The sequence below is a fragment of the Bacillus sp. 5mfcol3.1 genome (genome assembly GCF_900114335.1).
Taxonomy (GTDB): Bacteria; Bacillota; Bacilli; order Bacillales; family Bacillaceae_G; genus Bacillus_A; species Bacillus_A thuringiensis_S.
In genome coordinates this window covers 1,184,239-1,207,861 of sequence record NZ_FOST01000002.1, presented here as the reverse complement: position 1 = coordinate 1,207,861, position 23,623 = coordinate 1,184,239, and the positions used below count along the sequence as shown (strand labels likewise).

Below are 23,623 nucleotides of genomic sequence, written 5' to 3'. Positions count from 1 at the left end.
CTACTAGTACGCCTATTTACATATTGGTTTAAAAAATATTTTTTTCAAATGCTGTCTCTATACAATACAAAGTTGATTTTATAATACTTCTACTATTAATAATTTCAAGATTATGCATAAATATCATACTTTTATTATTATTCTATAAAATGTCATACTTTTCTTTCATTTGACCCTTTATTTCTAATTTTGTATACTTCCCTCTAGTTATATATTTTCGATACGGAACAACTTCATATAGATGGGAGGAATTTTTCATGCTTCGTTATTCTCTTTTAGTTTTATTAGGAGCGTGTAGTTATGGAATTTTAGCTATTTTTGTTAAACTTGCATATGCAGAAGGATTTTCACTTGGAGAGGTAATTGGCAGCCAATATTTGTTCGGTTGGATTATTTTGCTTGCTATTACACTTCTATTTTCTAGACATCGCGTTCCTTTAAAGCAAGCATTACTTTTATTCGTTGCAGGAACATCTGCAAGTTTTACCGGAATTTTTTATTATGCTTCATTAAAAACTGTACCAGCTTCTATTGCAATTATTCTTTTATTCCAATTCGTTTGGGTCGGAATTATCATTGAAGCAGTCTCAACAAAAACATTACCTTCAAGAGAAAAAGTTATTTCTGTTATTTTCTTACTTGTAGGGACATTTTTATCCAGTGGTTTACTAGAACAATCAGCAGGTGCTTTCGATACGACTGGAATCATTTTAGGTTTATTATCTGCTGTTACATTCGCAACATACATTTTCGTGAGCGGAAAAGTTGCTGTTGAAGTACCTTCATTACCGCGCGGTGTTCTCTTAATGACTGGTGCTTTAACTTTAGTCATGATTGTATTCCCACCAACATTTATTTTTAATGGTGCCATTTCTCAAGGTCTTTGGAAATACGGTTTAGGATTAGGAACATTTAGTATCGTCATTCCATCTATTGCCTTTACAATCGGGATTCCAAAAATCGGTTCTGGCTTAGCGACTATTCTTGGTGCAGCGGAACTACCAGTTACAACAATTATGTCCGTATTCGTTTTAAAAGAGGCTGTACTATCTTCACAATGGTTCGGTGTATCACTTATATTAATTGGGATTGCAATCCCGCAAATTGCATACGCAATGCGTGGACGTTATCGTAAACATCCTACGCATAAAAAAGTCGCAGCATAAAGTGAAACTTTAATTAGTTGAACCAATCGGGCTTTTATGGGATAAACGAGAGAGGATTTTCATTTGAGAATCCTCTCTTTTATTGTTGTATACTTATGATAAATATTTTGCTGAAGAAAGAAGGCATACTACATGGTATCTATTTCAAATCAACTAAAAGAAAAACTTATTTCCATCCGTCGACATTTACATGAGTATCCAGAACTATCATATGAAGAGTTCGAAACAACAAAAGCAATAAAAAATTGGTTAGAAGAAAAAAATATTACTATCATTGATTCCAATTTAGAAACAGGAATTATCGCTGAAGTGTCTGGTAATAAAAACGGACCAATTGTAGCAGTTCGTGCTGATATTGATGCCCTTCCTATTCAAGAAGAAACACATTTGTCCTATGCATCTAAAGTACGAGGGAAAATGCATGCTTGTGGACACGATTTTCATACAGCTGCTATTTTAGGTACTGCTTTCTTATTAAAAGAAAGAGAATCTTCCCTAAATGGAACGATTCGCTTCATATTCCAACCAGCTGAAGAAAGTAGTAATGGCGCTTGCAAAGTTATTGATGCTGGACATTTACGTAATGTGCAAGCGATTTTCGGCATGCATAATAAACCTGATTTACCAGTAGGTACAATTGGCATTAAAGATGGTCCACTGATGGCCGGAGTTGATCGATTTGAAATTGAAATTCACGGAGTTGGTACACACGCGGCTGTACCAGATGCTGGCGTAGATCCTATTGTCGCATCCTCTCAACTTGTGATGGCACTGCAAACAATTGTAAGCCGAAATATAAGTTCATCTCATAATGCGGTTGTTAGTGTTACAAATATTCATGCAGGAAATACGTGGAACGTGATTCCTGAAAAAGCTACGTTAGAAGGAACTATTCGCACGTTCCAAGCTGAAACACGTGAAAAGATCCCAGCACTCATGGAGCGTATTATTAAAGGTGTATCTGATGCATTAGGTGTAAAAACGGAATTCCGTTTTTTTTCAGGTCCTCCTGCTGTTCACAACGATAAAGCTCTTACAGACTTATCTACTCAAGTTGCCACAAAGATGAATCTTAATATCATCTTACCTAGTCCGTCAATGGCTGGAGAAGATTTTTCATTTTACCAACAGGAAATACCAGGTTCATTCGTCTTTATGGGAACGAGCGGTACACATGAATGGCATCATCCTGCTTTTACAATTAATGAAGAGGCACTGCCTATAAGTGCAGAATACTTTGCTTTACTAGCCGAAAGAGCACTTAAACAATTCTCATAAAAAAAGCCGTTCAAAGTGCATCTCAGCACCCTGAACGGCTTTTCTTATTAAGTTAAATCACGTTTTAAAAACACAGTATATGAAATACATAAAAATACGAACAAATACAGTAGTAACATACATGATGCAAACGGGAATGTTACTCCATCAATAAAACTTCCATTCTTTGAAATACTATATAAATCTGTGTTTGCTGGCAATAAATATTTCGCCCAGTTATATCTAGTGGCTGCTAATAACGCAATATTGCCTGATAAAGCAAGGAATAGTGAAATACCAATTGCACCTCCACTAGATCTCGTTAACACAGAAATCATAAATGCAAACGATGCATACACAACCGTTGGTAACCACGATAAAACATAATATTTACTTGCTTCCACAAAAATATTTTGTTTTATTATATTTCCATCTTGGAAAATAAACTCACTCCATGCAGGCTGTTGGAATTTATAAATAACAAGTCCACATAAAGCGGAGAAAATCATATTAAATATAAACAATAAAGCTGCAAATATAACGATTGCTAAAAACTTTGCTGTTAAAATTTTAAATCGACTCGCCGGACGGATTGTTAAAAATTTATATGTTCCCCAGCTATATTCATTCGCAAAAATTGTACTTGCATACACGAGGATAAATGGGAGCAAAATTGGAAATACGATAAAACCTGTATCTCTCATGAAAGAAAGTGGAGAACTGCTTGCCGGTGCTGTATCCGTATCTAAATGCTTCATCTTAAGCTGGTATTCTTTTACAAGCTCATCCCCTGATTTTTCTGCTAAAATAGCTTCTTTTTTCATGCCAAGCTTTTTCTCAATTTCTACAGTACGTTCTGTATAATCTACTTTCCATCCTTTTGTTTCCGGTTCAAAATACTTTACCGTAACCCACCCTAATCCGATTATTAATACTGCAATAACCGCAAATGGAATAATCGTTCGCTTCCGCTTAAATATTTTATACAGTTCGTTATATACTAAATTAAACAATATCTTTTCCCCCTGTTAATTCTAAAAATTGCTCTTCTAACGTTTTTCTTTCTTCATATACACGATACACTTGAATATTTTTCTCAAGCAATGTACGAATAACATTTGGGATTTCTTCATCTTTTACGTTAATAATTAATTCATTATCCTTTAATAAAACATCATGCCCTAACATTTCCGCTGCTTTATTCGCATCATCTACACGTATACGGATCGTCTCCATCTCTTCACTTTGACTATGCTGAATATTTTGCGTAGCCACATATTCCCCGTGCTGAATAATGATAACTCTGTCACACATTAATTCAACTTCTGAAAGTAAGTGACTCGATACAAGTACAGCTTTTCCTTGTTCGTGTGCAATTTTTTTTATGTACATTCTCATTTCATGTATTCCACTAGGGTCTAATCCATTCGTCGGTTCATCTAGTACCAACACATCCGGATCGTGAATAAGCGCCTGAGCGATTCCTAAACGTTGTCTCATGCCGAGTGAATATGCTTTTACTTTACGATTAATTACTTGTCCCATTCCTAACAATTTCACTACTTCATCGATACGTTCTTCGGTCACATTACCATTCATTCGTCCGAAATATGTTAAATTTTCATACCCGCTCAAAAAAGGATAAAATTCGGGTGTCTCAATTACCGCCCCAATTTTCGCAGCGGTTTTTTCAAATTGCTGTTTCACAGATTGACCATCAATCCATACTTCACCTTCTGTCATACGGATCATACCAACCATCATTCTCATTAAAGTCGTTTTTCCAGCACCGTTTGGTCCGAGTAAACCGACAACCTCGCCTTTTTTCACTTCAAAACTAATATTTTGTACAAGTGTCTTTGAGCCGATTCGCTTCGTTAACCGATCGACTTTTACAATTGATTGTTCATTTGTCATTCTATACAACCTTTCCTTCCCATTCTTTGTCAGGTCTTTTCACTGTAACATGATTATTTTTATGTGTAAAATAGAAAAAAGCATGATTTCTCATGCCCTTTCTTTTAATCGCAACGAATTTTCATCTTTTAAACTTCGAACAAATCGATAACATTGCATCGTCGTTATTAAAACGACAGTCATCATAATTATACTAATAATTACAACTGCATATATTGTAATTGGCGCACTATTTACTCCTTGTATCCCTGCGATTTTCATAAAGATAACCGTGAATAATTTCAAAAATAGCATCCCATTAATTAATCCGAAAACAAATGCTGCTCCATAAATGAATAATTGCTCCTGACATAATAAACATAGTACTTCTTTTCTTTTTATATTTTCTGCTACATAAGATGTAAACTCCTCTCTCCTCACTAGCAAAAGGGAGTACATCATTTTATATGTAGTAAAAATACATATGAAAATTAGTACAATAAACAGTGTGTAAAAATACATTTGAAATACAAATGCATCCCCTACTTTCAAAATAGCTCCTTCATTAAATTGTAACGATATCATAAAAAACAAAATCATAGTACTCATAGCAATCCACATAAATTGCTTCATCCTTTTGGTAGCAAATGTTCTAATATTTTTTCTCGCTAACCGACATAAAGACATAAAATTCTTCCCCTACCTTATTACATACGCATTCTATACTACTAGTGTATAAAAATATGACATTTTAAACATCGCACTACAATCGGAATTTCTTCTAAGTCTTTAGTCCTAGAAAACGAAATGATAAAAAATCACATTTAGAATATAATTGTAAAAAGGAGGAGATTGCATGCGTATAAAATTACTATCAATCTTGTGTTTATTATTACTCACAAGTTGTAGCCAAATAAAAAACAATGAAGTTGCCGTTGTTGAGCCATACAAATTAACAAAAGAGCAAGCTTCTATTTTACAAATGACTCCTTTTCAAGAAGGAAATAGCATGTTTTATAACGTTACTCTTAAAAATGATAAAGATGAAATAAATGCTACAATTGATTATTATAACAATGGTAAAAAAACAAAAGAAATTGCTAATATAGCTACCTCACATTTTTCAAAAAAGAAAGTAAAGCTTTCTTTTTTACCACCACATTTCCAATTCGATAAAGATATACAAGAAAAAAGGCAGTGGTATCTGAATATTGAAGGTGGTTCAACACTTGTTCCTGAAGAAGCGCCACCAAGCGTAAATAGCTCTGCAACTACTACAATCCAATCTATAAAAAATTTAAAATACAATCAAAAAACAACCTTAGCTGCTGTAATCCAAAGCAGTAAAGAAACTGTAAGCGTTCCTACCATTGATGAAGAAACAGGTATTGATCTACTCTTAAAAGAAAATGAACACGTTTATCTATTTAGTATCGAGCTAAAAAAAGAACAATAAAGCGGAAATGCAACTTAAGTTGCATTTCCGCTTTATTGTTTAATAAGGTGTACTTTTATGGATTTGAATTAAATCCATATTCTGTTACTACTATTGCTCATCTTCTACTTCTATTCTTTTCTTCTCTCTTGCAATTTTTAAAAACTCTAGCAGCTCTGGATTACTATTCATTTTTTTGTAAGCCACTGACATTTCTGCAACAAAATTAGAATCATATAACTCTTTATATACAACTTCTGTTTTATATAACTTATTTGCCGACACGGGTATTACTGTAATTCCAATCCCTGCTGCTACAAGCCCCATAACTGTTTGATACTCTGTTGCTTCTTGTACAATACGCGGACTAAATCCAACTTCTCTGCAAAGAGATAAAATTGTATCATACAAAGCTGGCCATACTGGTCTCGTAATAAATACAAACGGCTCATCTCGTAAATCTTCTATATGTATTTCATCTTTCTCTGCAAGTGGATGTGCCTTTGGTAAACATAAGGTGCAAGATAACCTTTGAATTGGCTCTAATTCTAATAATTGTGTTGGAATTGGTGGACGTAAAAAGCCAATATCGATACGGTTATCATGAAGTGCATGAACTTGATCTGGTGTTGACAATTCATGTAATGCAACAGACACTCTCGGAAATTTTTTTCTATATTCCCTAACAATTGATGGTAAAATATCATATATCGCCGCACCTACAAAACCAATTGAAAGTGATCCTACTTCTCCCCTTTGCGCACTTTGTGCAACTTCTACTGCTTTTTCAATTTGTTCAAACGCCTTTTTTACTTCTTTTAAAAACATTTCTCCTGCTTCTGTTAGTTCAACCTTTCTTTTCGTTCTTGAAAATAATGTAACTCCCATTTCTTTTTCTAATTGCTGTATTTGTTGACTAAGTGGTGGTTGTGTCATTTGTAAACGAGCAGCCGCCCGTCCAAAGTGTAACTCTTCTGCCACAACAACAAAATATTGCAAATGCCGTAATTCCATTTTTGGACACCCTTTTCACTTTCGATTAATATGTCTAATATATTAATAACATATAATTTATATATTAGACAAATATTTTGAATGAACGTATAGTAGAAATTGTTAATTCTTTTTTACAATTTTTATGTAAAAAAAGAAAGAGGTGGTTACTGTATGAAATGGTGGAAGTTAAGCGGACAAATTTTATTACTATTTTGTTTCGCTTGGACAGGTGAATGGATTGCAAAACAGGCACACCTCCCAGTTCCAGGAAGTATAATCGGTATTTTTTTATTATTAATTTCATTAAAATTTAACCTAGTTAAAAAAGAATGGATACAGGACGGAGCAGATTTTTTATTAAAAGAACTTATTTTATTTTTCATCCCTTCTGCAGTCGCTGTCATACGTTACAGAGATACACTAACACAATATGGAATCGATCTCATTTTAATTATTATGATTAGCACTCTTTGCGTTACCTTAGTTACAGGACTTTTAACAGAATTGCTACTAAAGCGGAAAGGATCAACGCAATGATCGGATTTCTTTGTTTACTATTAACACTATTCACATATTGGCTATCAAAAAAAATGTATCAACGATGGAATTGGAGTCTACTTTCTCCTCTTCTCGTCTGTCCCATTATTTTAATTTCTTTATTGCTCGGATTAGATACACCTTATGAAACATATGAATCTGGTGGTCACTGGTTAACTGAATTATTAAAACCCGCAACAGTTGCTTTTGCATGGCCAATCTATAAATACTTTGATTTATTAAAGAAACATGGAATGGCTATCTTACTTAATGTCATTGTCGGTTCGTTTTTATCAGTCATTACTTCAGCACTACTAGCAAATTATTTTCAAATTGATTCATCACTAGAACATAGTTTAGCGCCACATATCGTAACAACACCAATCGCAATGGCTATTTCAGAAATGATTGGTGGTATGTCACAATTAACTGCTGTATTTGTCGTTTTAACTGCCTTAACAGGAGCATTGCTCGGTCCTTCTCTCATACGTATTTGCCGTATTAAAACAGCAATCGCAAAAGGTATTATGTTAGGAACGAGCGCAAATGGAACCGGTACATCAAAAGCATTCGAAATCGGTCCTGTGGAAGGAACAATTGCAAGTTTATCCATGCTTTTAACAGCAGGCGCTAGTTTAGTTATCGTTCCGCTTTTCTTGTCTTGGATACATTAAAGAAGCAAGTATTTACATACTTGCTTCTTTATTTATATATTGGTACAGCAATTCATAATCCTCTGGAAAAGCTAAACACAATTGTTCAACTTCATGTATCCCTTTCCAAGCAATTTCATGTATTAACTCATCAGGATCTTGGATTTTCATATTACCGCCTATTTGTTTAACAAAATAATAATGGACATACACTGGAACACCGTATGTAATACCCTCTTTTTCATATATTTTATTTACAACTTCCACATTGTAACCTGTTTCTTCCCAAACTTCCCTGATACAACATTCTTCTAGTGTCTCTCCCTTTTCAAGTCCTCCACTTGGGACAGACCACCTTTTTTCTTCTCCCTCTTTTCCCTGCAGTACCATTAAAACTTCATTTTTTTCATTTACACATACCGCTGCACTACCTATCCATCTCTCCATAAACATCCCTCCCCTACTAAAATTCGCCTTCTTTATTATTTTCCCCTTGAAAAAAAGAGGAAAATAATAAAACAATGACGAAAAGTTACATCAACTTCATAGACAATCCCTTCTTAGAAATTAAAAATGGAAGGATGAAAATATGATTTCTAATTATGTTGTGGAATGTGTCTTTTGTGAAGAAAATCGAAAACCTCGCCAAGCTATTGTCACAGTTCCCGCCACTACTCAGCTACTAGCCCTTGAAAAAGTGCGCGCGGAATGCAAACGTCGCTTCGGAAAAACTGTATTATTGCAAACAGAAATTAAAGAAGAAATAATTTTCGAACAAAAAGAAAGCTGACCATAAATTGGGCAGCTTTCATATCCGATCATATTTTCACATGAAGATTAGGGGCATCCTCTTTAAGGATCGGGATTTTCCCATTATGTACGTTCCATAATGGTCATCGAACAATATATTTCTATGCAATTAACTATTGAATAGAATAGGGCAAAACTTGTTCGCATTTTTAGAAAAGGGATAGGGATATAATTCAAGTAGTACTTCGAATACTCGAACTTTACACTCATAATATTAAAACAAATCCTTTTATATGGGAAATATGAATTACCTATATAATTCATTCGTAAAATATATTAATAGTTTGCTATATTAATTTTATCCCGCTATTTGTAAGCAGTAACCCCCTACTGATTATAATTTCACTTTATTCCATCAATAGCATACACCCAGCTAAAACCGGTGTCATAATCATCGAAAACCTCAAAAGCGTTCGCGGTGCATAATTTGTAAACTTCGCGCCAATGTATGCCCCTAACATGGTCCCAATCAATACTTGCAATAACAATATATAATCTAAATATCCTTCCGAACTATATCCTATCCCGCCTCCAATTGCAATCGGTAATATAACAAGCATTGTTGTCCCTACAGATTGCTGAATCGTAAGTCCCAATAGAACCATTAATCCAAGTTGAATAAACGGTGCAGAACCAATCCCAAATGAACCAGCCATCATTCCAGTAACTAATCCAAGGCATACACATTTCAACAAGTAGTTCACGGAAAACTCTTTATGTTTATATAAAGACGACTTCTCTTTGTTTTGGAACATAATTAATTTAATAAACATAAAAATTGCCGATAAAAATAACATCCCAGCTGTAAACCAATGAAGAAGATGTGCTGGTATAAGTGAACCAAATTTAGAACCAATATAAGAGCCAATTGCGCCAAATCCCCCAACAATCCCGCCTATAATAAGTGCAACATTGCCTTCACGGTAATGACTTACAACACCTGATAATGTCGTAAATGCCATTGCAGTTAAAGATGTTGCAAGAGCAACATGAATAGGAATTTGGAATACTAAAGTGAGTATCGCGATAATAAACCCAGCTCCTCCAGCTCCAACAAATCCTAATAAAATACCCATTACTAACATTGTTATAATTATTGCCACAGACTTTCCCCTCCAGTAACACAATTATCCATCATATTTATGCTTACATACAAATAAAAAGCATCCTAGATGGATGCTTTTTATTTCAATGATATGTACTTAATCTTGATTAATCAAAATAACTGCTGGACCAGCGACCACCACTCCAGCTACTTCTATCTTTTCAAATTCCTTTACTGTAATAGAGATAACTCCTTCTCTTTCCATCAATTCTTTACTCAGGACATCAGTCGGGATTGCTTTCACCGTCTTACCTCCTTTTCATTTATACAATATGATAAAGTGAAACTTTAATGAGTGGGGTTTTTGTTCGTACTTATTAATTATTACCCCTCACCAATCGGACTAATAATCACCCAATGCATCTATATATATGCATCACCTCCGCTTTCATTCCTTATTCCACTCAAAAACCTTCTCCCCCTTCCGTGACATATTGAAAAATAAAAAAGAAGCTATAACATATAGCTTCCCTCTACGTTTCTTTAATCTTTATGCACCGTATATTCCATGACTTTTCCATCTCTATCAAATTGGAAAACAAGCTGTTCGCTATCTATTGGAATAAAGCCACGTTCAGTCCCAAGATAATACAAAGTGGTAACTCCTTCTTCCCCACTTCTCGTTTCCGTTGGAGCTCCTAACAATTGGATAATTTCTTCATTTGATTTCCCTATTAATTTATATTTTTGTAATAGATCATCTACCATATGTACCCGCTTATCTGCATGATTTAACCATCTATTTTGATTAAACTTTGATGTATATTCATTTACACTTAGTTGTACAGTGCACACTATTAATGGTATGAGTGCTACTATTAAAACCCCCAACATTTGCTTCTTTTCTTCATTACGATTTTTAGAAACATATAAAATAGCCCTTTGAATCATGACTAATAAAACAAATGGTATGAATACTACAAAAATGCTCCTTACACTTAAGGGTATATGGACCATATCAATGACGAATATAAATACAATGTACATTACTATATACAAACAAAAATATACATACAAAATGCCACGTAGCATAGCGTTCAGAAAGATCTCCCCTTTTAACTCACTATATAATTCATCCGGCTAATCATTTCTCGAATCTGTTCTAATTCTTGCACTGTATATACTACTTTCCCTGCTAAGATTTCATTTCTGAAGAACGTTACAATTTGCTCCCGATCTTTTAATCTAGGTGTTTCCTCACTAGAAAGATCTATTATTTCTTTTCCATTTTCATTATAAAAATATACAACTGGTTTTACCTTTTCTTTTATACTATTAGCCTGCATTTCTTTCAAACAATTGTATAAAATTTGAGATAGTTTCTTCGCCTTATATACTGGATTTCCTTCATTTTTCACTTGTATAGTTGACGAATCTTTACCTACTATATATTCAAATGTCTCTTCTTTTTCAACTTCTTGTTGATACTTACCCATTTCATCAATCATAAATGAATATATACCAGCATTTTCTTTCGTTAAACCATGAATTAATTTCTCTTCCCATTCTTTCGTCTCAAGTAGATAAATACCAGTTTTGCACAAGATGAGATGATGGATTCGATTATCGTTTATTTCACTATTATTTTTAATAAAAACATTCGGCATGATTTCAATTTCAGCATCTAATATGATGCCTTGCTCTATGAATCCTCGCTTCATATAATGTAATGTTTCGTACGTATTCATTTCAGCGCCGTTTTTAGTATATTCTCGTAAATTTGCAATTAATTTTTGAAACATATGTATTTCGTTATTATGTTTATTTTGTATTTCACTACGTTCTTTACTATGTTGCATAGCTAATTGATTTTTCATCATACGCATATTTTCAATTTCTCTATTTGCACTTACTTGTAAATCATTGTATTTTTTCTGTTCCATATTTTTTAAATTATTTTGTTGTTCTTTATGCTCTATCACCGTAGCTGCAATTTCGTTTTCATACGTTTCAATTGCTTGTTTCTTTTCAAATTCTACTTGCTGACTCTCTGATTCTAACTGTTTATTTTTATAAAACAGCACAAATACTACAGCTAATAATATTAAAACCGCACCTATTAGCACATAATTCATATTTTTACCCCTTTATTTCATTTTCTATTATTTTTTTAAAATATATCTACTATAGTATACTATGGTTTCGATATAGACTTTGTAAAAGTTGTATATTTTTAATAAAAGGCACCTCTGACGGGGCACCTTTTATTTTCACTCTATTGTACACCATACTGAATATAACTTGGATCGTAGTATATCCATTGATTTGTCCCTAAGCAAAGCCATCCATCTTGCTTACTCCATACTCGATACGATTCACCATGATGTAACTGTCTTATAACATTTCCTTTTAATGATGGAGCGTCACGTAAATTTACATTATCACCAGTAATAGTCGCCACATAATGTTTATACTGAATATAACTCGGATCATTATATACCCACTGATTTGTCCCTAAACAAAGCCATCCATCTTGTTCTCCCCAAACTTCATATGTTTCGCCACGATTCAATTGGCGAATTACACTAGACTGCAAAGATGGTCCACTTCTCAAATTCACATTATCTCCATTAATTATAGCAACCCCGTACACTGGAGTTGCATTATTAGGCGGAGAAACATTCCCTCCACCACTTGCTCCATTCCCTTTTAAAGCTTCTAATGAAACTGCAGCTGATACATCACAATTTCCTACGCCTGAAATTTGTCCAGAATCTGTGTACTGCCACGCTGTCCACGCTGTCCATCCACCAGCATCAGCAGGCGGTGTACTCGAGTATTTAGCAATCCAAAGTGGAATATCACTTAATCCGCTAATTCCGAACTCATTAATATACCAAACTCCTGTATATAACATTACATCTTTTCCAGTAGCCTGTTTCACATAATTTATGAAGCTTCTTGCCCAATTCGATATAGCGCTACCAGTTAAATTACTATTACTCGGATCTTTTGGTGATTCTAAATCCAGAACTGGCATTAAGTCTGTCTGGTTACTTTGTAATATACTCACAAAATATTTCGCCTCTGAAATTGCATCATTTTGTTCTGGACGTGCAAAATGGTATGCACCAATTAATACATTCGCACTTCGGGCTGCTTGTACATTTTTAGTAAAAGTAGGATCAATGTAATTTACACCTTCTGTCGCTTTTGCATACGCTGCTGGAATTCCAGATGCCTTCACTGCATTCCAATCAATATTCCCTTCCCAATGAGACACATCAATAAACGTAACATTTGAACTCGATCTGTTTTGCATATAAAATCTCCTATCAATTTTTTTACTTCGTATACATACAATATGTACAAATTTCATAAGAGGACACGACATTTATGCTATAGAAACAAAGAGTAAATATATTTTGTATACAAAATAAAAAAGACCTTGTATTTACAAGGCCTTTTGCAAACTCCCTTTATTTTGTAACAAGTACATATTATAATACAAACCTTGCTCACTTAGTAATTCTTGATGTGTTCCTCTTTCTACTATCTCTCCATCATGCATCACAAAAATTTGATCTGCATCTTGAATTGTAGATAACCTATGCGCAATGGCTATCGTCGTTCTACCTTTTCGCATTTGTTGCAACGCTGTTTGAATAGCCTCTTCTGTTTCTGTATCGATATTAGCTGTTGCTTCATCTAATACTAATACTTTCGGATTCGTTGCTATCGTTCTAGCAAAAGCAATTAATTGTCGTTGACCGCTTGAAAATGCTGCACCTCTTTCTACTACTTCTGTTTCATACTGCTCTGGTAACTTTTCAATAAACGTATTCGCTTGCACAAATCGAGCAGCTTCTTTTACTTCTTCATCCGTAATTTCTTCATTATACATACGAATATTTTGCTTTACATTTCCAGCAAATAAAAATGCATCTTGCAATACGAGTCCTATTTTCTTTCTAATTTCTCGTTCTTCAAATTTTTCTAAATCTACACCGTCTATTACAATATTTCCTGACTTAAGATTATAAAATCGCATTAACAAATTCATAATCGTACTTTTTCCGCTACCAGTATGCCCAACAAAAGCAACCGTTTGCCCTTGTTTCACGTGAAATGATACATTTTTTAAAACGTCACGCTTTCCATCATACGAAAAAGTAACATTTTTAAATTCAATATCTCCATCCACAACTTGAGGATTCTCATTGCCTTTTTGAACCGGTGCTAAATCTTTCTCGTCCATTAAATGAAATACACGTGATGACGAAACAAGTGCCTGTTGGAAAAAGGACAATTTCATCATCATCTCATTTACAGGTTGGAAGAAACGATGTATATAGTTAACAAAAGCATATAAAACTCCTACTTCAACAGGGCTCTTTAAAGCATCAATCCCAAATAAACCTAGTACTAAAGCAATAGCTACAATATGTACTAAATCCGTAGCTGGTCGTAAAAGTAATGCGTCTAACTTCAATGTACGTCGCCCTGCACTATAATGTTTATTATTCACTTCTTCAAACTCTTTTCTCATACGTTTTTCTTGTCTGAACACTTGAACAATATTCATTCCTTGTATGGACTCGTTCAATTTTGCATTTAACACGCTTAGTTGATTACGTACTTCTAAATAAAAAGCTGCACTTTTCCGGCGATATAATACCATAATCGCGAACATTATCGGAATTAATACGAGAGAAAATAACGCTAATTTTACATCTAATAAAAACATCGCTATTAAAATACCTACTAAAAAGACTACATTTTTCACAAATGTTGATAATACACTGACATAAAAATCTTTAATCGCTTCCGTATCATTCGTTATACGAGATACGAGCGTACCAATTGGCGTACGATCAAAGAAACTTAATGATAGCTTTTGAACATGTTCATATACTTCAACTCGCATATCTTGAACAATCTTAAAAGCAATGTTCTGAAAGTACAATAGATTTAAATACGTAAATAATACTTTTAATAAATGAGCAACTATGTAAATTACAAATAAAGTAACGAGTGCTGATCGTTCAAAATCCCGCGGTACTAGGTGTTCATCGAGGAATTGTTTAATTAAAAAAGGCCCCATCATTTCCGTTACTGTCGCACCAACTAAAAAGATAAATGCTAAAGATAGCAACCCTTTATATGGCTTCATATAAGAAAGCAATCTACTTAAATCACTTCGCTTCTTCTCTACCATCATACGCCTCCTTTCTCAACTAAAGCTTCTAATTGCTGACTTTCATACATTTCTTTATACCAGCCGTTTTCCTTCATTAATTCCTCATGTGTACCTCTTTGTACAATTCTACCTTCATCAACAACAAGAATCAGATTGGCATGCTGAATTGCACTTAATCGGTGTGCAGTAATAATCGTCGTTTTCCCTGCTCTTTCCCTCTTTAAAGCACTTAAAATTGTCTCTTCTGTTTTTGCATCTACCGCTGATAAACAATCATCCAAAATTAAAATTTCAGCATTTGTTAATAAAGCACGAGCAATAGAGATTCGCTGTTTTTGACCACCAGATAACGAAACGCCTCTTTCCCCTACTACTGTTTCATATCCTTCTGAAAATTGGAGGATATCATTATGAATACAAGCAATATCTGCAGCTTCGGTAATTTCATTATATGTAGCATCCGCCTTTCCAAAGGCGATATTCTCACCAATACTTGCTGAAAATAAAAAATGATCTTGTGGCACATATGAAATAGCAGAACGGACACCATGAAGTGTTAAATCTCGAATATCTCGCTCCCCAACTTTTAATTCACCATTAAAATGATCATACTCACGGATTAAACATTTTAATAAAGTCGTTTTCCCTGCACCTGTACGTCCTACAACTCCTAGCGTTTCGCCCTTCTTCAAATCAAAGTGAATATCGTTTAAATGTAACAGTTCATTTTTCTTATACGAAAATGAATCAACGGCAAACGAAACATTACCGCTCGCTATCGTATGTACAGCATTTTCTCTATTTACTACATCTGATTTTTGTGAAAGAATTTTTTCTACACGGTCATATGAAGCACGCCCACGCTCCATAATATTGAACAACCATCCAAACGCTAACATTGGCCAAACGAGGGTACCTAAATATGTCGTAAATGTAACGAGATCACCTACTGTTAATTCACCTCTTACAACTAATACCGATCCGTAACATACTGCAATTAAAAAAGAAAATCCAACGATAAGAGCGATTGTCGGATCAAATAACGAATCAATACGTGCAACTAACACATTTTTATGCACAACATCTTCTGATTTTTTTCGAAACGCCTGCAAATCTTCTTTCTCTTGTCCAAGCGATCGAATCACTTTCATTCCACTCATACTCTCTTGCACTTTATCATTAATTTCCGAAAACGATTGCTGTGCTTTATGAAACCTTTTATGTAATAATGTTCCATAATAATTTGTCGAAATGGCTACAATCGGCATCGGAATTAAACTTAACAATGTTAACTTCCAACTTATTGTAAAACCCATCGCTACGAGTACACATCCCCCAACAGCCAATGAATCAACAAGCGTTAAAACACCCGCTCCAGCAGTTTGCTGGATCGCTTGAATATCATTGGTCGCATGTGCCATTAAATCACCTGTTCGATTTGACTGATAGAAAGATGGACTCATCTTTGTAAAATGTTCATATAAATTTTTTCGTAATTGGCGAGCTAATTTTAACGAAGACCCGAAAATCATAATACGCCATATGTAACGTAATATGTACATCGTAATACCTACAATTACTAATAGTACAACCCAATTTAGTAACTTATTGGTCGTCAATGTTCCATCATTAATTTCATCTACAACGATTCCAATTACTTTTGGTGCTACAAGTTCTAAAAGTGCAACGCCAAATAATAAAATAATTCCGGTTATGTATGCTCGTTTTTCTTGTTTAAAAAACCACGCTAAATTCATAAACACTTTCATTTTTTTCCTCCTCCCTTAAAATGAGCGATGTTTTCAGTTTATCAAAAATACAGAATTTTTAAAAGTTTTAAAAACTGTAACTAACAAAAAGAAAGACACTCTTAGCGAGTGTCTTTTAGCGCTTATTTCATTTGTTGCTTGTTCATTGCGCTCATCATTTGATTGATTTTCTTTTGGGAAGGTTTTTGTCCCATTTGCATCATCATCATTTTTAACATTTGTTCATTAATTGGTGGATTTTTTTGTAAGTAATTCATCATGTATTTGCGGGCAATGAAAAATCCTAACGCCACGCCTGCTACTAGTGCTACTACGCCCACTAGAATACCTAACCAAATTGGCATATATTTTCCTCCTTCATGTTGTCTACCTTACAGTGTACTAAAACCTTTTCAATAAGACAAGATACAATTCGACATTTTTACACATATGTTCGTACTTGTTTTAGAGGATTCAGCCATCCGTACTTTGTATTTTCATAATCCATAGCTAAAAATGTTAATTCACACTTTCTTAACACCTCAAAGAAAGTCGTTTCCATAGAGACATTTCCAGAGGTATTCATACGAATATAGTGCGGTTTCACCATTATTTCACCGTACTCCGCTCCCGTATAAAGTGTATGTGTATGATGTGTTCTATCATATTTACCAAGAACGCGCAAAGCTTGTTCTAATTTATGATGAATTTTCATTACTTGCAATGGTTTTGTTATATACATCATTTGTTTATATAACACTTTTTTCTCCGAAAGGGACCCAGATTCTGAAAATCGAGCAAATAAATCAAAAAACAAATATTCACGACCAAAATAAGATTTCGCAATATCCTCTTGAATTAAATACAATTCATACGTTTTCATTTTTCCCCTCCCAATCTGGACAACCTTTTCTCTTCATTATATATAAGAAAATTTGCAATGATTGTCTGACTGCGGAGAGATAAAAAACTTTTTCTGTCGAAAAAACTCATTTACATAGAAAAATCTCTCCATGCCGGAGAGATTTTTCTGAAATCATTAAAGCATTTCTTTTACTTTACGAACAACGTTCTCTACAGTAAATCCATACTCTTCCATAATCTTCTCACCAGGAGCAGAAGCACCGAATGTATCGATACCTAACACATCTCCTTCAAGACCTACGTAACGGTGCCATCCGAATGTAGCACCCATTTCGATTGCGAAACGTTTTGTTACTGCTTTTGGTAATACAGATTCTTTGTACTCTGCAGTTTGAGCTTCAAAACGATCCATAGATGGCATGCTGACAACAGCTGCATCAACACCGTCTGCTGCTAATGCTTTTTGAGCTTCAACAGCTAGGCTTACTTCAGATCCAGTTGCAAGTAAGATAACATCAGCCGTTTCTTTCTTGCTTGCAGAAACTACATATGCACCTTTTGCTACTTTTTCATACGTATCATCTTTTGCACCTTCTAATGTTGGAAGGTCTTGACGAGTTAATACTAAAGCAGTTGGTTTGTTTGTAGATTCTAAAGCCAGTCTCCAAGCTGCAACAGATTCGTTACCATCAGCTGGACGGATAACAGAAACGTTCGGCATTGCACGAAGCGCTGCTAATTGCTCGACTGGTTCATGTGTTGGACCATCTTCACCAACAGCGATACTGTCATGTGTGAATACATACGTTACTGGCAATTGCATTAATGCTGCAAGGCGAATTGCTGGACGTAAGTAATCAGAGAATACGAAGAACGTACCACCGTAAGTTTTTAAACCGCCATGTAATGCAATACCGTTCATTGCTGCACCCATTGCGAACTCACGTACACCGTACCAAATGTTTTTACCGCTGTAATCATCTCTTGTAAAGTCTTTTTCGTTATTCATGTATGTTTTGTTAGAACCAGCAAGGTCAGCAGATCCACCGAAGAATGATGGTACAGACTCTGCAATTGCATTAATTACAGCACCAGAAGAATTACGAGTTGCTGCTTTTGATCCTAATTCATAAGTTGGTAAGTTTTGCTCCCAACCTTCTGGAAGTTGACCGTTCATTGCTGCTTGGAATTCGTTTGCTAATTCTGGGTATGCTTGTGCATATTCACCTAGCATAGTGTTCCACTCTGCTTGCGTAGTTTCACCAACATCTTGTACTGTTTTACGGAAGTTGTCGTATACCTCTTCTGCTACGTGGAAATCTTGCTCAGCAGTCCAAGCATATGCTTCTTTCGTTAATTTTGTTTCTTCTACACCAAGTGGAGAACCATGTGAAGCTGATTTTCCTGATTTGTTTGGAGAACCGAAACCAATTGTCGTTCTTACTTCAATTAGCGTTGGGCGTTTTTCGTCAGCTTTCGCTTCTTCAATTGCTTTCGCGATTGCTTCAATATCGTTTCCATCCTCAACACGGATTACTTGCCATCCGTATGCTTTGTAACGATCTTCTACACTTTCAGAGAATGAACGATTTAAATCGCCATCTAATGAAATATCGTTTGAATCATAAAGCACAACAAGGCGACCTAATTGTAAATGAGCAGCTAATGAAGATGCTTCAGCAGAAACGCCTTCCATTAAATCTCCATCACCACAAATAGCGTATGTATAATGATCTACTACATTATACGCATCACGGTTATATTTAGCAGCTAAATGTCTTTCAGCCATTGCCATACCTACAGCAGTTGCAATACCTTGTCCAAGTGGACCAGTCGTTGCATCTACACCAGCTGTATGACCGTACTCAGGATGTCCTGGAGTTTTGCTTCCCCATTGACGGAAGTTCTTTAAGTCATCCATTGTTACATCATAACCAGATAGGTGAAGTAGGCTGTATAATAACATTGAACCATGACCTGCAGATAATACGAAACGATCACGGTTAAACCACGTTGGGTTATTTGGATTGTGTTTCATAAATTGAGTCCATAATGTATAAGCCATTGGTGCTGCACCCATTGGCATTCCTGGGTGACCAGAGTTTGCTTTTTCAATCGCATCGATGGATAATGTGCGAATCGTGTTGATAGAAAGTTGTTCGATTGAATGTGACATGCTATTCTTCCCTTCGCTTATATTAGTAAACGTTTTATACATTTATATGATAGCTTCCCACGCAAGATTATACAACATGTATCGACAAATATGTTGATATTTTTTTGATTTTTTATAAAAAAATCAATGTTTCCGGGAATGTATGGGCATTCAATATGACATACTTTTTCATTATTTTTATTTTAAAAAGAAAGAGAATTATCTGTATATTTATACAAATTTCTTCTATTCTTACTTTTTTAAATACGTTTTTAAAAACATAAAAAAGCATCTAACTTCGATGCTTTTCAAATAAGTTAAACAATCCGTTTCCGAATCGAACTTGAAATCAAATCAATTATAATTACCATTAAAATAATACCTAATAAAATAATCCCAACACGAGACCAATTCCGTGAACTCAGCGCAAAAATTAAAGGTGTACCAATCCCTCCCGCTCCAATAACCCCTAAAACCGCAGCGGATCGTACATTAATTTCAAATCTGTATAACGTATACGATAGAAAATCTGGTAACACTTGTGGTAACACTGCATACCAAAGTATTTGAAAACGGTTTGCTCCTGTTGCTAGCAACGCTTCCGTCGGTCCTTTATCTATGTTTTCAATTCCTTCTGAATATAGTTTCCCTAACATTCCAATAGAATGTAATCCTAAAGCTAATACTCCTGCAAAAGAGCCTGGACCAACAGCTTTTATAAATAAAAGAGCCATAACTAATTCAGGAAACGTACGAACAAAACTAAGTACAAATTTCCCAGATCCTGAAGTTAATTTTCCACTACTCATATTCGTTGCCGCCCAGAAGGCAAACGGAACAGATAAAAATGCAGAAATAAATGTACCTAATATCGCAATTGCCAACGTATCAATTAATCCATGCAATAAATCTTCACCATCTGGCAAAGATACATACGACCAGTCTGGATTTAATATCCCTGTCATAATTGCTTTCGTGATTTCACCTGCTGTGTCCTTTATCCCTTCTAATGGTACTCCTGAAAAGGCCCATACATATACAACTGTAAGTGCTATTAAAATAATCCAGCGATATATACTCGGTTTCTTCGGTTTTGGCACAATCATCGTCGTTCTATTCATTATAGTTTCTCCCGCAACAATGTACTAATGTAGTCAATTAACAAAACAACAATAAGGGTATAGATAATTATAGAAGCAGTTTGTTGATATTGTAAAAATCCAAGTGTACGATCATAATATAGTCCAATACCACCTGCTCCTACTAAACCTAGAACAGCCGCTGCACGTACATTCACCTCAAATGTATATAGTACATAGGAAACAAAGTGTGCTTTTACTTGTGGAATGACTCCATAAACAATCCATTGTACCTTAGTAGCCCCTACAGCTGTCATCGCTTCTAGTGGGCCAGGGTCAATTGATTCAATTGATTCATACAACAATTTCGCTACAAGTCCAATTGAAAAAAAAGTAAGAGCCAAAATACCTGGAAGTGGCCCAATTCCAAAAATCGCTACGAAAATAGCCGCCAATAATAAATCTGGTATTGTTCGTATAAAATTTAAAATCATTCGAGCTAGACTGTATAAAAATGTGTTAGTAAACACATTACTTGCTGCAAACAATGCAAGTGGAATAGCTAAAATCGCTCCTAAGGTCGTCCCAATAATCGCCATACGTATTGTATCTAACATCGCTGTTGTAATAACTTGAAAATAACTCCAATCAGGTGGCACCATTTCTTTCAATAGATCTACGATATTTGGAAAACCGTCTACCAATTTTGAAAATGATGCATCTACTTGTACACTACTACTCCACAGCATTAAAATAACTAAAATAAACGTTAACATATGTTTCAATTTACTCGGTGGCTTCGGTATTTCATTTGAATATATCGTCACGTCATTCATTTTACTGCCACCTCTAATAATTCGCTTTTCTGAGCAACGTCCCCATAAATTTCAGCAAATTTTTCATCCGTTGCTTCTTCTACTAAACCGTCAAAAACAATTTCTCCTGCATGTAATCCGATAATGCGTGTCGCATATTGTCTAGCCAAATCAATAGAATGTAAATTTACAATTGTCGTGATTCCAAAATCTTCATTAATTTTTTTCAAATCATCTAGCACTTGCTTTGTCGTAAGTGGATCTAACGATGCAACAGGCTCATCTGCCAATATGATTTTTGCTTCTTGCGCCAATGCTCTAGCTATCGATACACGTTGCTGTTGTCCTCCTGATAATTCATCAGCACGCGCATATGCTTTTTCTAAAATATTCACTCTTTTTAATGCTTGAAATGCGAGCTCCACATCTTCTTTCGGAAACAAACCTAACGTTGTACGTAATGTGGAATGATATCCAACACGACCAGCTAATACATTTTTTAATACTGTTGATCGCTTTACAAGGTTAAAACTTTGGAAGATCATACCGATATCCCGGCGCATACGCCTTAATCCTTTTCCTTTCGCAGAAGTAATAGACTCACCTTCAATAATGATTTCTCCTTCGGTAATCTCATGAAGACGATTTACGGATCTGAGAAGTGTAGATTTTCCAGCTCCGGATAATCCGACCATTACAATAAACTCACCTTTTTGAATCTTTAAATTTATATTATTCAATCCCCTTGTGCCATTCGGATACATTTTGGAAACATTTCGAAACTCTATCACACATCTTACCTACTTTCAATGTATTATCAATAACTAAAAAACGGCAAACTAACTGAAATCTCACACCTTCCAGCTAGCCGCCATTTCACTATGTATTATTGCGTCTTCACTGTCTTTCCATATTCACGAACAATATCAAATTTACTATCATCAGATTTAATATATCCTTCATGAGAATATACTTCTTTAATGATTTTACGGCCTTCCTCATTTTTTCCAATTTCAATGAAAGCATCTTGTAATTTCTTGCTCCACTCTGCATCTAAATCCGAGCGTACAGAAATTGTATCGTTCGGAATTTTCTCAGTAAATTTCACTATTTTCGTTTGATCAAATATATTCGGATAATCCTTTTTTACAATATTACGAGCATCTTGGAATACAACAGCTGCATCTACATCACCATTTAAAAGAGCAATAAGTGACTGATCATGCCCTTTTAATGTAACAGGTTTCACATCCTTTAGCGGATCAATTCCCTCTTTTAATAGAACAGCTGCAGGCCATACATATCCTGCTGATGATGTTACATCTTGATAACCAATTTTTTTACCTTTTAAATCTTTTACACTATTTATATTAGAGTCTTTTTTAACAACAAACTCAGATTTATAATAATCTACTAAATCTTTTGTAGGAGCTCCTGTTTCATCCTCTACTCCAAAACGTTGTGCTTGCAAAATTACATTTGCAGCCTTCTTTTCATGTGCTAATACGTACGCTGTTGGCGGTAAAAATCCTACATCTACTTGTTTAGATGCCATCGCTTCTACAATTGTATTGTAGTTAGTTGAAATACTAACTTTTACCGGAATATTTAATTTATCGCTTAATAGCTTTTCCAATGGTTTTGCCTTTGCCTCTAACGTATCCGCATTTTGAGAAGGAACAAATTGAACATTTAAGGTCTTTGGTACATAACCTTTTTTCGTATCTTCATTTTTACTTGCACTGGACTCTTTCGTCCCGCAGCCACTTAATAATCCGGCCGCTAGTACAACTGTTGTACTCATTGCAAAAACTTTTTTCAACATATTAATGCCTCCATTTTTCTTGTTATAAAATAACCTTCCGTAAACATGAAGAAATATATCACATATTTTGATACACAATTGGTTATTTACAGAATCTTTACACATTCTATACATTCACATCAAAATTCACTTCACATATTTG

At 34.8% G+C, this 23,623-nt stretch carries 25 protein-coding genes; 6 read left to right on the top strand and 19 right to left on the bottom strand.

Annotation, left to right across the window (positions count from 1 at the left end; translation table 11 throughout):
- Positions 1–257: 257 nt before the first annotated feature.
- The gene (locus BM089_RS15745; RefSeq protein ID WP_090977347.1) at positions 258–1,166 is read left to right on the top strand and encodes an EamA family transporter; all 909 of its coding nucleotides are present in this window, start codon (positions 258–260) and stop codon (positions 1,164–1,166) included.
- Positions 1,167–1,298: 132 nt separating this feature from the next.
- Positions 1,299–2,444 (top strand): M20 peptidase aminoacylase family protein, encoded by a 1,146-nt coding sequence (locus BM089_RS15740; protein WP_090977345.1) that lies wholly within the window; start codon positions 1,299–1,301, stop codon positions 2,442–2,444.
- 47 nt (positions 2,445–2,491) lie between these two features.
- On the opposite strand, the gene BM089_RS15735 is transcribed toward BM089_RS15740, so the two are convergent.
- The 3 genes from BM089_RS15735 to BM089_RS15725 all read right to left on the bottom strand — a co-directional run bounded on the left by BM089_RS15735 (position 2,492) and on the right by BM089_RS15725 (position 5,006).
- Complete coding sequence (locus tag BM089_RS15735) at positions 2,492–3,436, bottom strand: ABC transporter permease (protein WP_000482759.1); 945 nt, start codon at positions 3,434–3,436, stop codon at positions 2,492–2,494.
- Positions 3,429–4,340, bottom strand: a complete 912-nt coding sequence (locus BM089_RS15730; protein WP_063548379.1) for an ABC transporter ATP-binding protein — start codon at positions 4,338–4,340, stop codon at positions 3,429–3,431. Before BM089_RS15730 ends, BM089_RS15735 begins: the two co-directional genes overlap by 8 nt.
- A 90-nt stretch (positions 4,341–4,430) precedes the next feature.
- Positions 4,431–5,006, bottom strand: coding sequence for an ABC transporter permease (locus BM089_RS15725; RefSeq protein ID WP_090977343.1), 576 nt, complete (start codon positions 5,004–5,006; stop codon positions 4,431–4,433).
- A 169-nt stretch (positions 5,007–5,175) separates the two neighbouring features.
- Between BM089_RS15725 and BM089_RS15720 the strand changes: the two genes are divergently transcribed.
- Entirely contained in the window at positions 5,176–5,775 is a 600-nt protein-coding gene (locus tag BM089_RS15720; protein WP_090977341.1) for a histidine kinase, read from the top strand.
- Between the two features lie 90 nt (positions 5,776–5,865).
- Here BM089_RS15720 and alsR read toward each other — a convergent pair whose 3' ends face one another.
- Complete coding sequence (gene alsR / locus BM089_RS15715) at positions 5,866–6,768, bottom strand: acetoin biosynthesis transcriptional regulator AlsR (RefSeq protein ID WP_000423235.1); 903 nt, start codon at positions 6,766–6,768, stop codon at positions 5,866–5,868.
- Between the two features lie 153 nt (positions 6,769–6,921).
- On the opposite strand from alsR, the gene BM089_RS15710 reads away from it, so the two are divergent.
- Entirely contained in the window at positions 6,922–7,287 is a 366-nt protein-coding gene (locus BM089_RS15710) for a CidA/LrgA family holin-like protein (RefSeq protein ID WP_000872365.1), read from the top strand.
- Positions 7,284–7,961 (top strand): LrgB family protein, encoded by a 678-nt coding sequence (locus tag BM089_RS15705; protein ID WP_053563808.1) that lies wholly within the window; start codon positions 7,284–7,286, stop codon positions 7,959–7,961. The genes BM089_RS15710 and BM089_RS15705 overlap by 4 nt, the downstream gene beginning before the upstream one ends.
- A gap of 12 nt (positions 7,962–7,973) precedes the next feature.
- On the opposite strand, the gene BM089_RS15700 is transcribed toward BM089_RS15705, so the two are convergent.
- Entirely contained in the window at positions 7,974–8,387 is a 414-nt protein-coding gene (locus BM089_RS15700; protein WP_053563807.1) for an NUDIX hydrolase, read from the bottom strand.
- 142 nt (positions 8,388–8,529) lie between these two features.
- On the opposite strand from BM089_RS15700, the gene BM089_RS15695 reads away from it, so the two are divergent.
- Complete coding sequence (locus BM089_RS15695; RefSeq protein WP_000625226.1) at positions 8,530–8,730, top strand: DUF3903 domain-containing protein; 201 nt, start codon at positions 8,530–8,532, stop codon at positions 8,728–8,730.
- Positions 8,731–9,097: 367 nt separating this feature from the next.
- Here BM089_RS15695 and BM089_RS15690 read toward each other — a convergent pair whose 3' ends face one another.
- From BM089_RS15690 to BM089_RS15625, 14 genes are all read right to left on the bottom strand, one after another.
- A complete protein-coding gene (locus tag BM089_RS15690; RefSeq protein WP_000974667.1) occupies positions 9,098–9,853 on the bottom strand; it encodes a sulfite exporter TauE/SafE family protein in 756 nt (251 codons plus the stop codon).
- A gap of 99 nt (positions 9,854–9,952) precedes the next feature.
- Positions 9,953–10,099, bottom strand: coding sequence for a BC1881 family protein (locus BM089_RS15685; protein ID WP_000644411.1), 147 nt, complete (start codon positions 10,097–10,099; stop codon positions 9,953–9,955).
- 239 nt (positions 10,100–10,338) lie between these two features.
- A complete protein-coding gene (locus BM089_RS15680; protein ID WP_065484986.1) occupies positions 10,339–10,887 on the bottom strand; it encodes a hypothetical protein in 549 nt (182 codons plus the stop codon).
- Between the two features lie 23 nt (positions 10,888–10,910).
- Entirely contained in the window at positions 10,911–11,930 is a 1,020-nt protein-coding gene (locus BM089_RS15675; RefSeq protein ID WP_053563805.1) for an NERD domain-containing protein, read from the bottom strand.
- 140 nt (positions 11,931–12,070) lie between these two features.
- A complete protein-coding gene (locus BM089_RS15670; RefSeq protein WP_090977339.1) occupies positions 12,071–13,117 on the bottom strand; it encodes a GH25 family lysozyme in 1,047 nt (348 codons plus the stop codon).
- Between the two features lie 132 nt (positions 13,118–13,249).
- Complete coding sequence (locus tag BM089_RS15665; RefSeq protein WP_000229518.1) at positions 13,250–15,013, bottom strand: ABC transporter ATP-binding protein; 1,764 nt, start codon at positions 15,011–15,013, stop codon at positions 13,250–13,252.
- On the bottom strand, positions 15,013–16,764 hold the full coding sequence (locus tag BM089_RS15660; protein WP_000862466.1) for an ABC transporter ATP-binding protein: 1,752 nt from the start codon (positions 16,762–16,764) through the stop codon (positions 15,013–15,015). Before BM089_RS15660 ends, BM089_RS15665 begins: the two co-directional genes overlap by 1 nt.
- Positions 16,765–16,886: 122 nt before the next feature.
- Entirely contained in the window at positions 16,887–17,108 is a 222-nt protein-coding gene (locus tag BM089_RS15655) for a YneF family protein (RefSeq protein WP_001123317.1), read from the bottom strand.
- A gap of 77 nt (positions 17,109–17,185) precedes the next feature.
- Positions 17,186–17,626, bottom strand: a complete 441-nt coding sequence (gene sirA / locus BM089_RS15650) for a sporulation inhibitor of replication protein SirA (protein WP_000860652.1) — start codon at positions 17,624–17,626, stop codon at positions 17,186–17,188.
- 156 nt (positions 17,627–17,782) lie between these two features.
- The gene (gene tkt / locus BM089_RS15645) at positions 17,783–19,783 is read right to left on the bottom strand and encodes a transketolase (protein ID WP_016512442.1); all 2,001 of its coding nucleotides are present in this window, start codon (positions 19,781–19,783) and stop codon (positions 17,783–17,785) included.
- A 296-nt stretch (positions 19,784–20,079) separates the two neighbouring features.
- The gene (phnE, locus tag BM089_RS15640) at positions 20,080–20,883 is read right to left on the bottom strand and encodes a phosphonate ABC transporter, permease protein PhnE (RefSeq protein ID WP_001082390.1); all 804 of its coding nucleotides are present in this window, start codon (positions 20,881–20,883) and stop codon (positions 20,080–20,082) included.
- Entirely contained in the window at positions 20,883–21,677 is a 795-nt protein-coding gene (gene phnE / locus BM089_RS15635; RefSeq protein WP_001000773.1) for a phosphonate ABC transporter, permease protein PhnE, read from the bottom strand. The genes phnE (BM089_RS15640) and phnE (BM089_RS15635) overlap by 1 nt, the downstream gene beginning before the upstream one ends.
- On the bottom strand, positions 21,674–22,447 hold the full coding sequence (phnC, locus tag BM089_RS15630; RefSeq protein ID WP_000569234.1) for a phosphonate ABC transporter ATP-binding protein: 774 nt from the start codon (positions 22,445–22,447) through the stop codon (positions 21,674–21,676). Before phnC ends, phnE (BM089_RS15635) begins: the two co-directional genes overlap by 4 nt.
- 95 nt (positions 22,448–22,542) lie before the next feature.
- On the bottom strand, positions 22,543–23,481 hold the full coding sequence (locus tag BM089_RS15625; protein ID WP_000915063.1) for a phosphate/phosphite/phosphonate ABC transporter substrate-binding protein: 939 nt from the start codon (positions 23,479–23,481) through the stop codon (positions 22,543–22,545).
- Between the last annotated feature and the right edge of the window lie 142 nt (positions 23,482–23,623).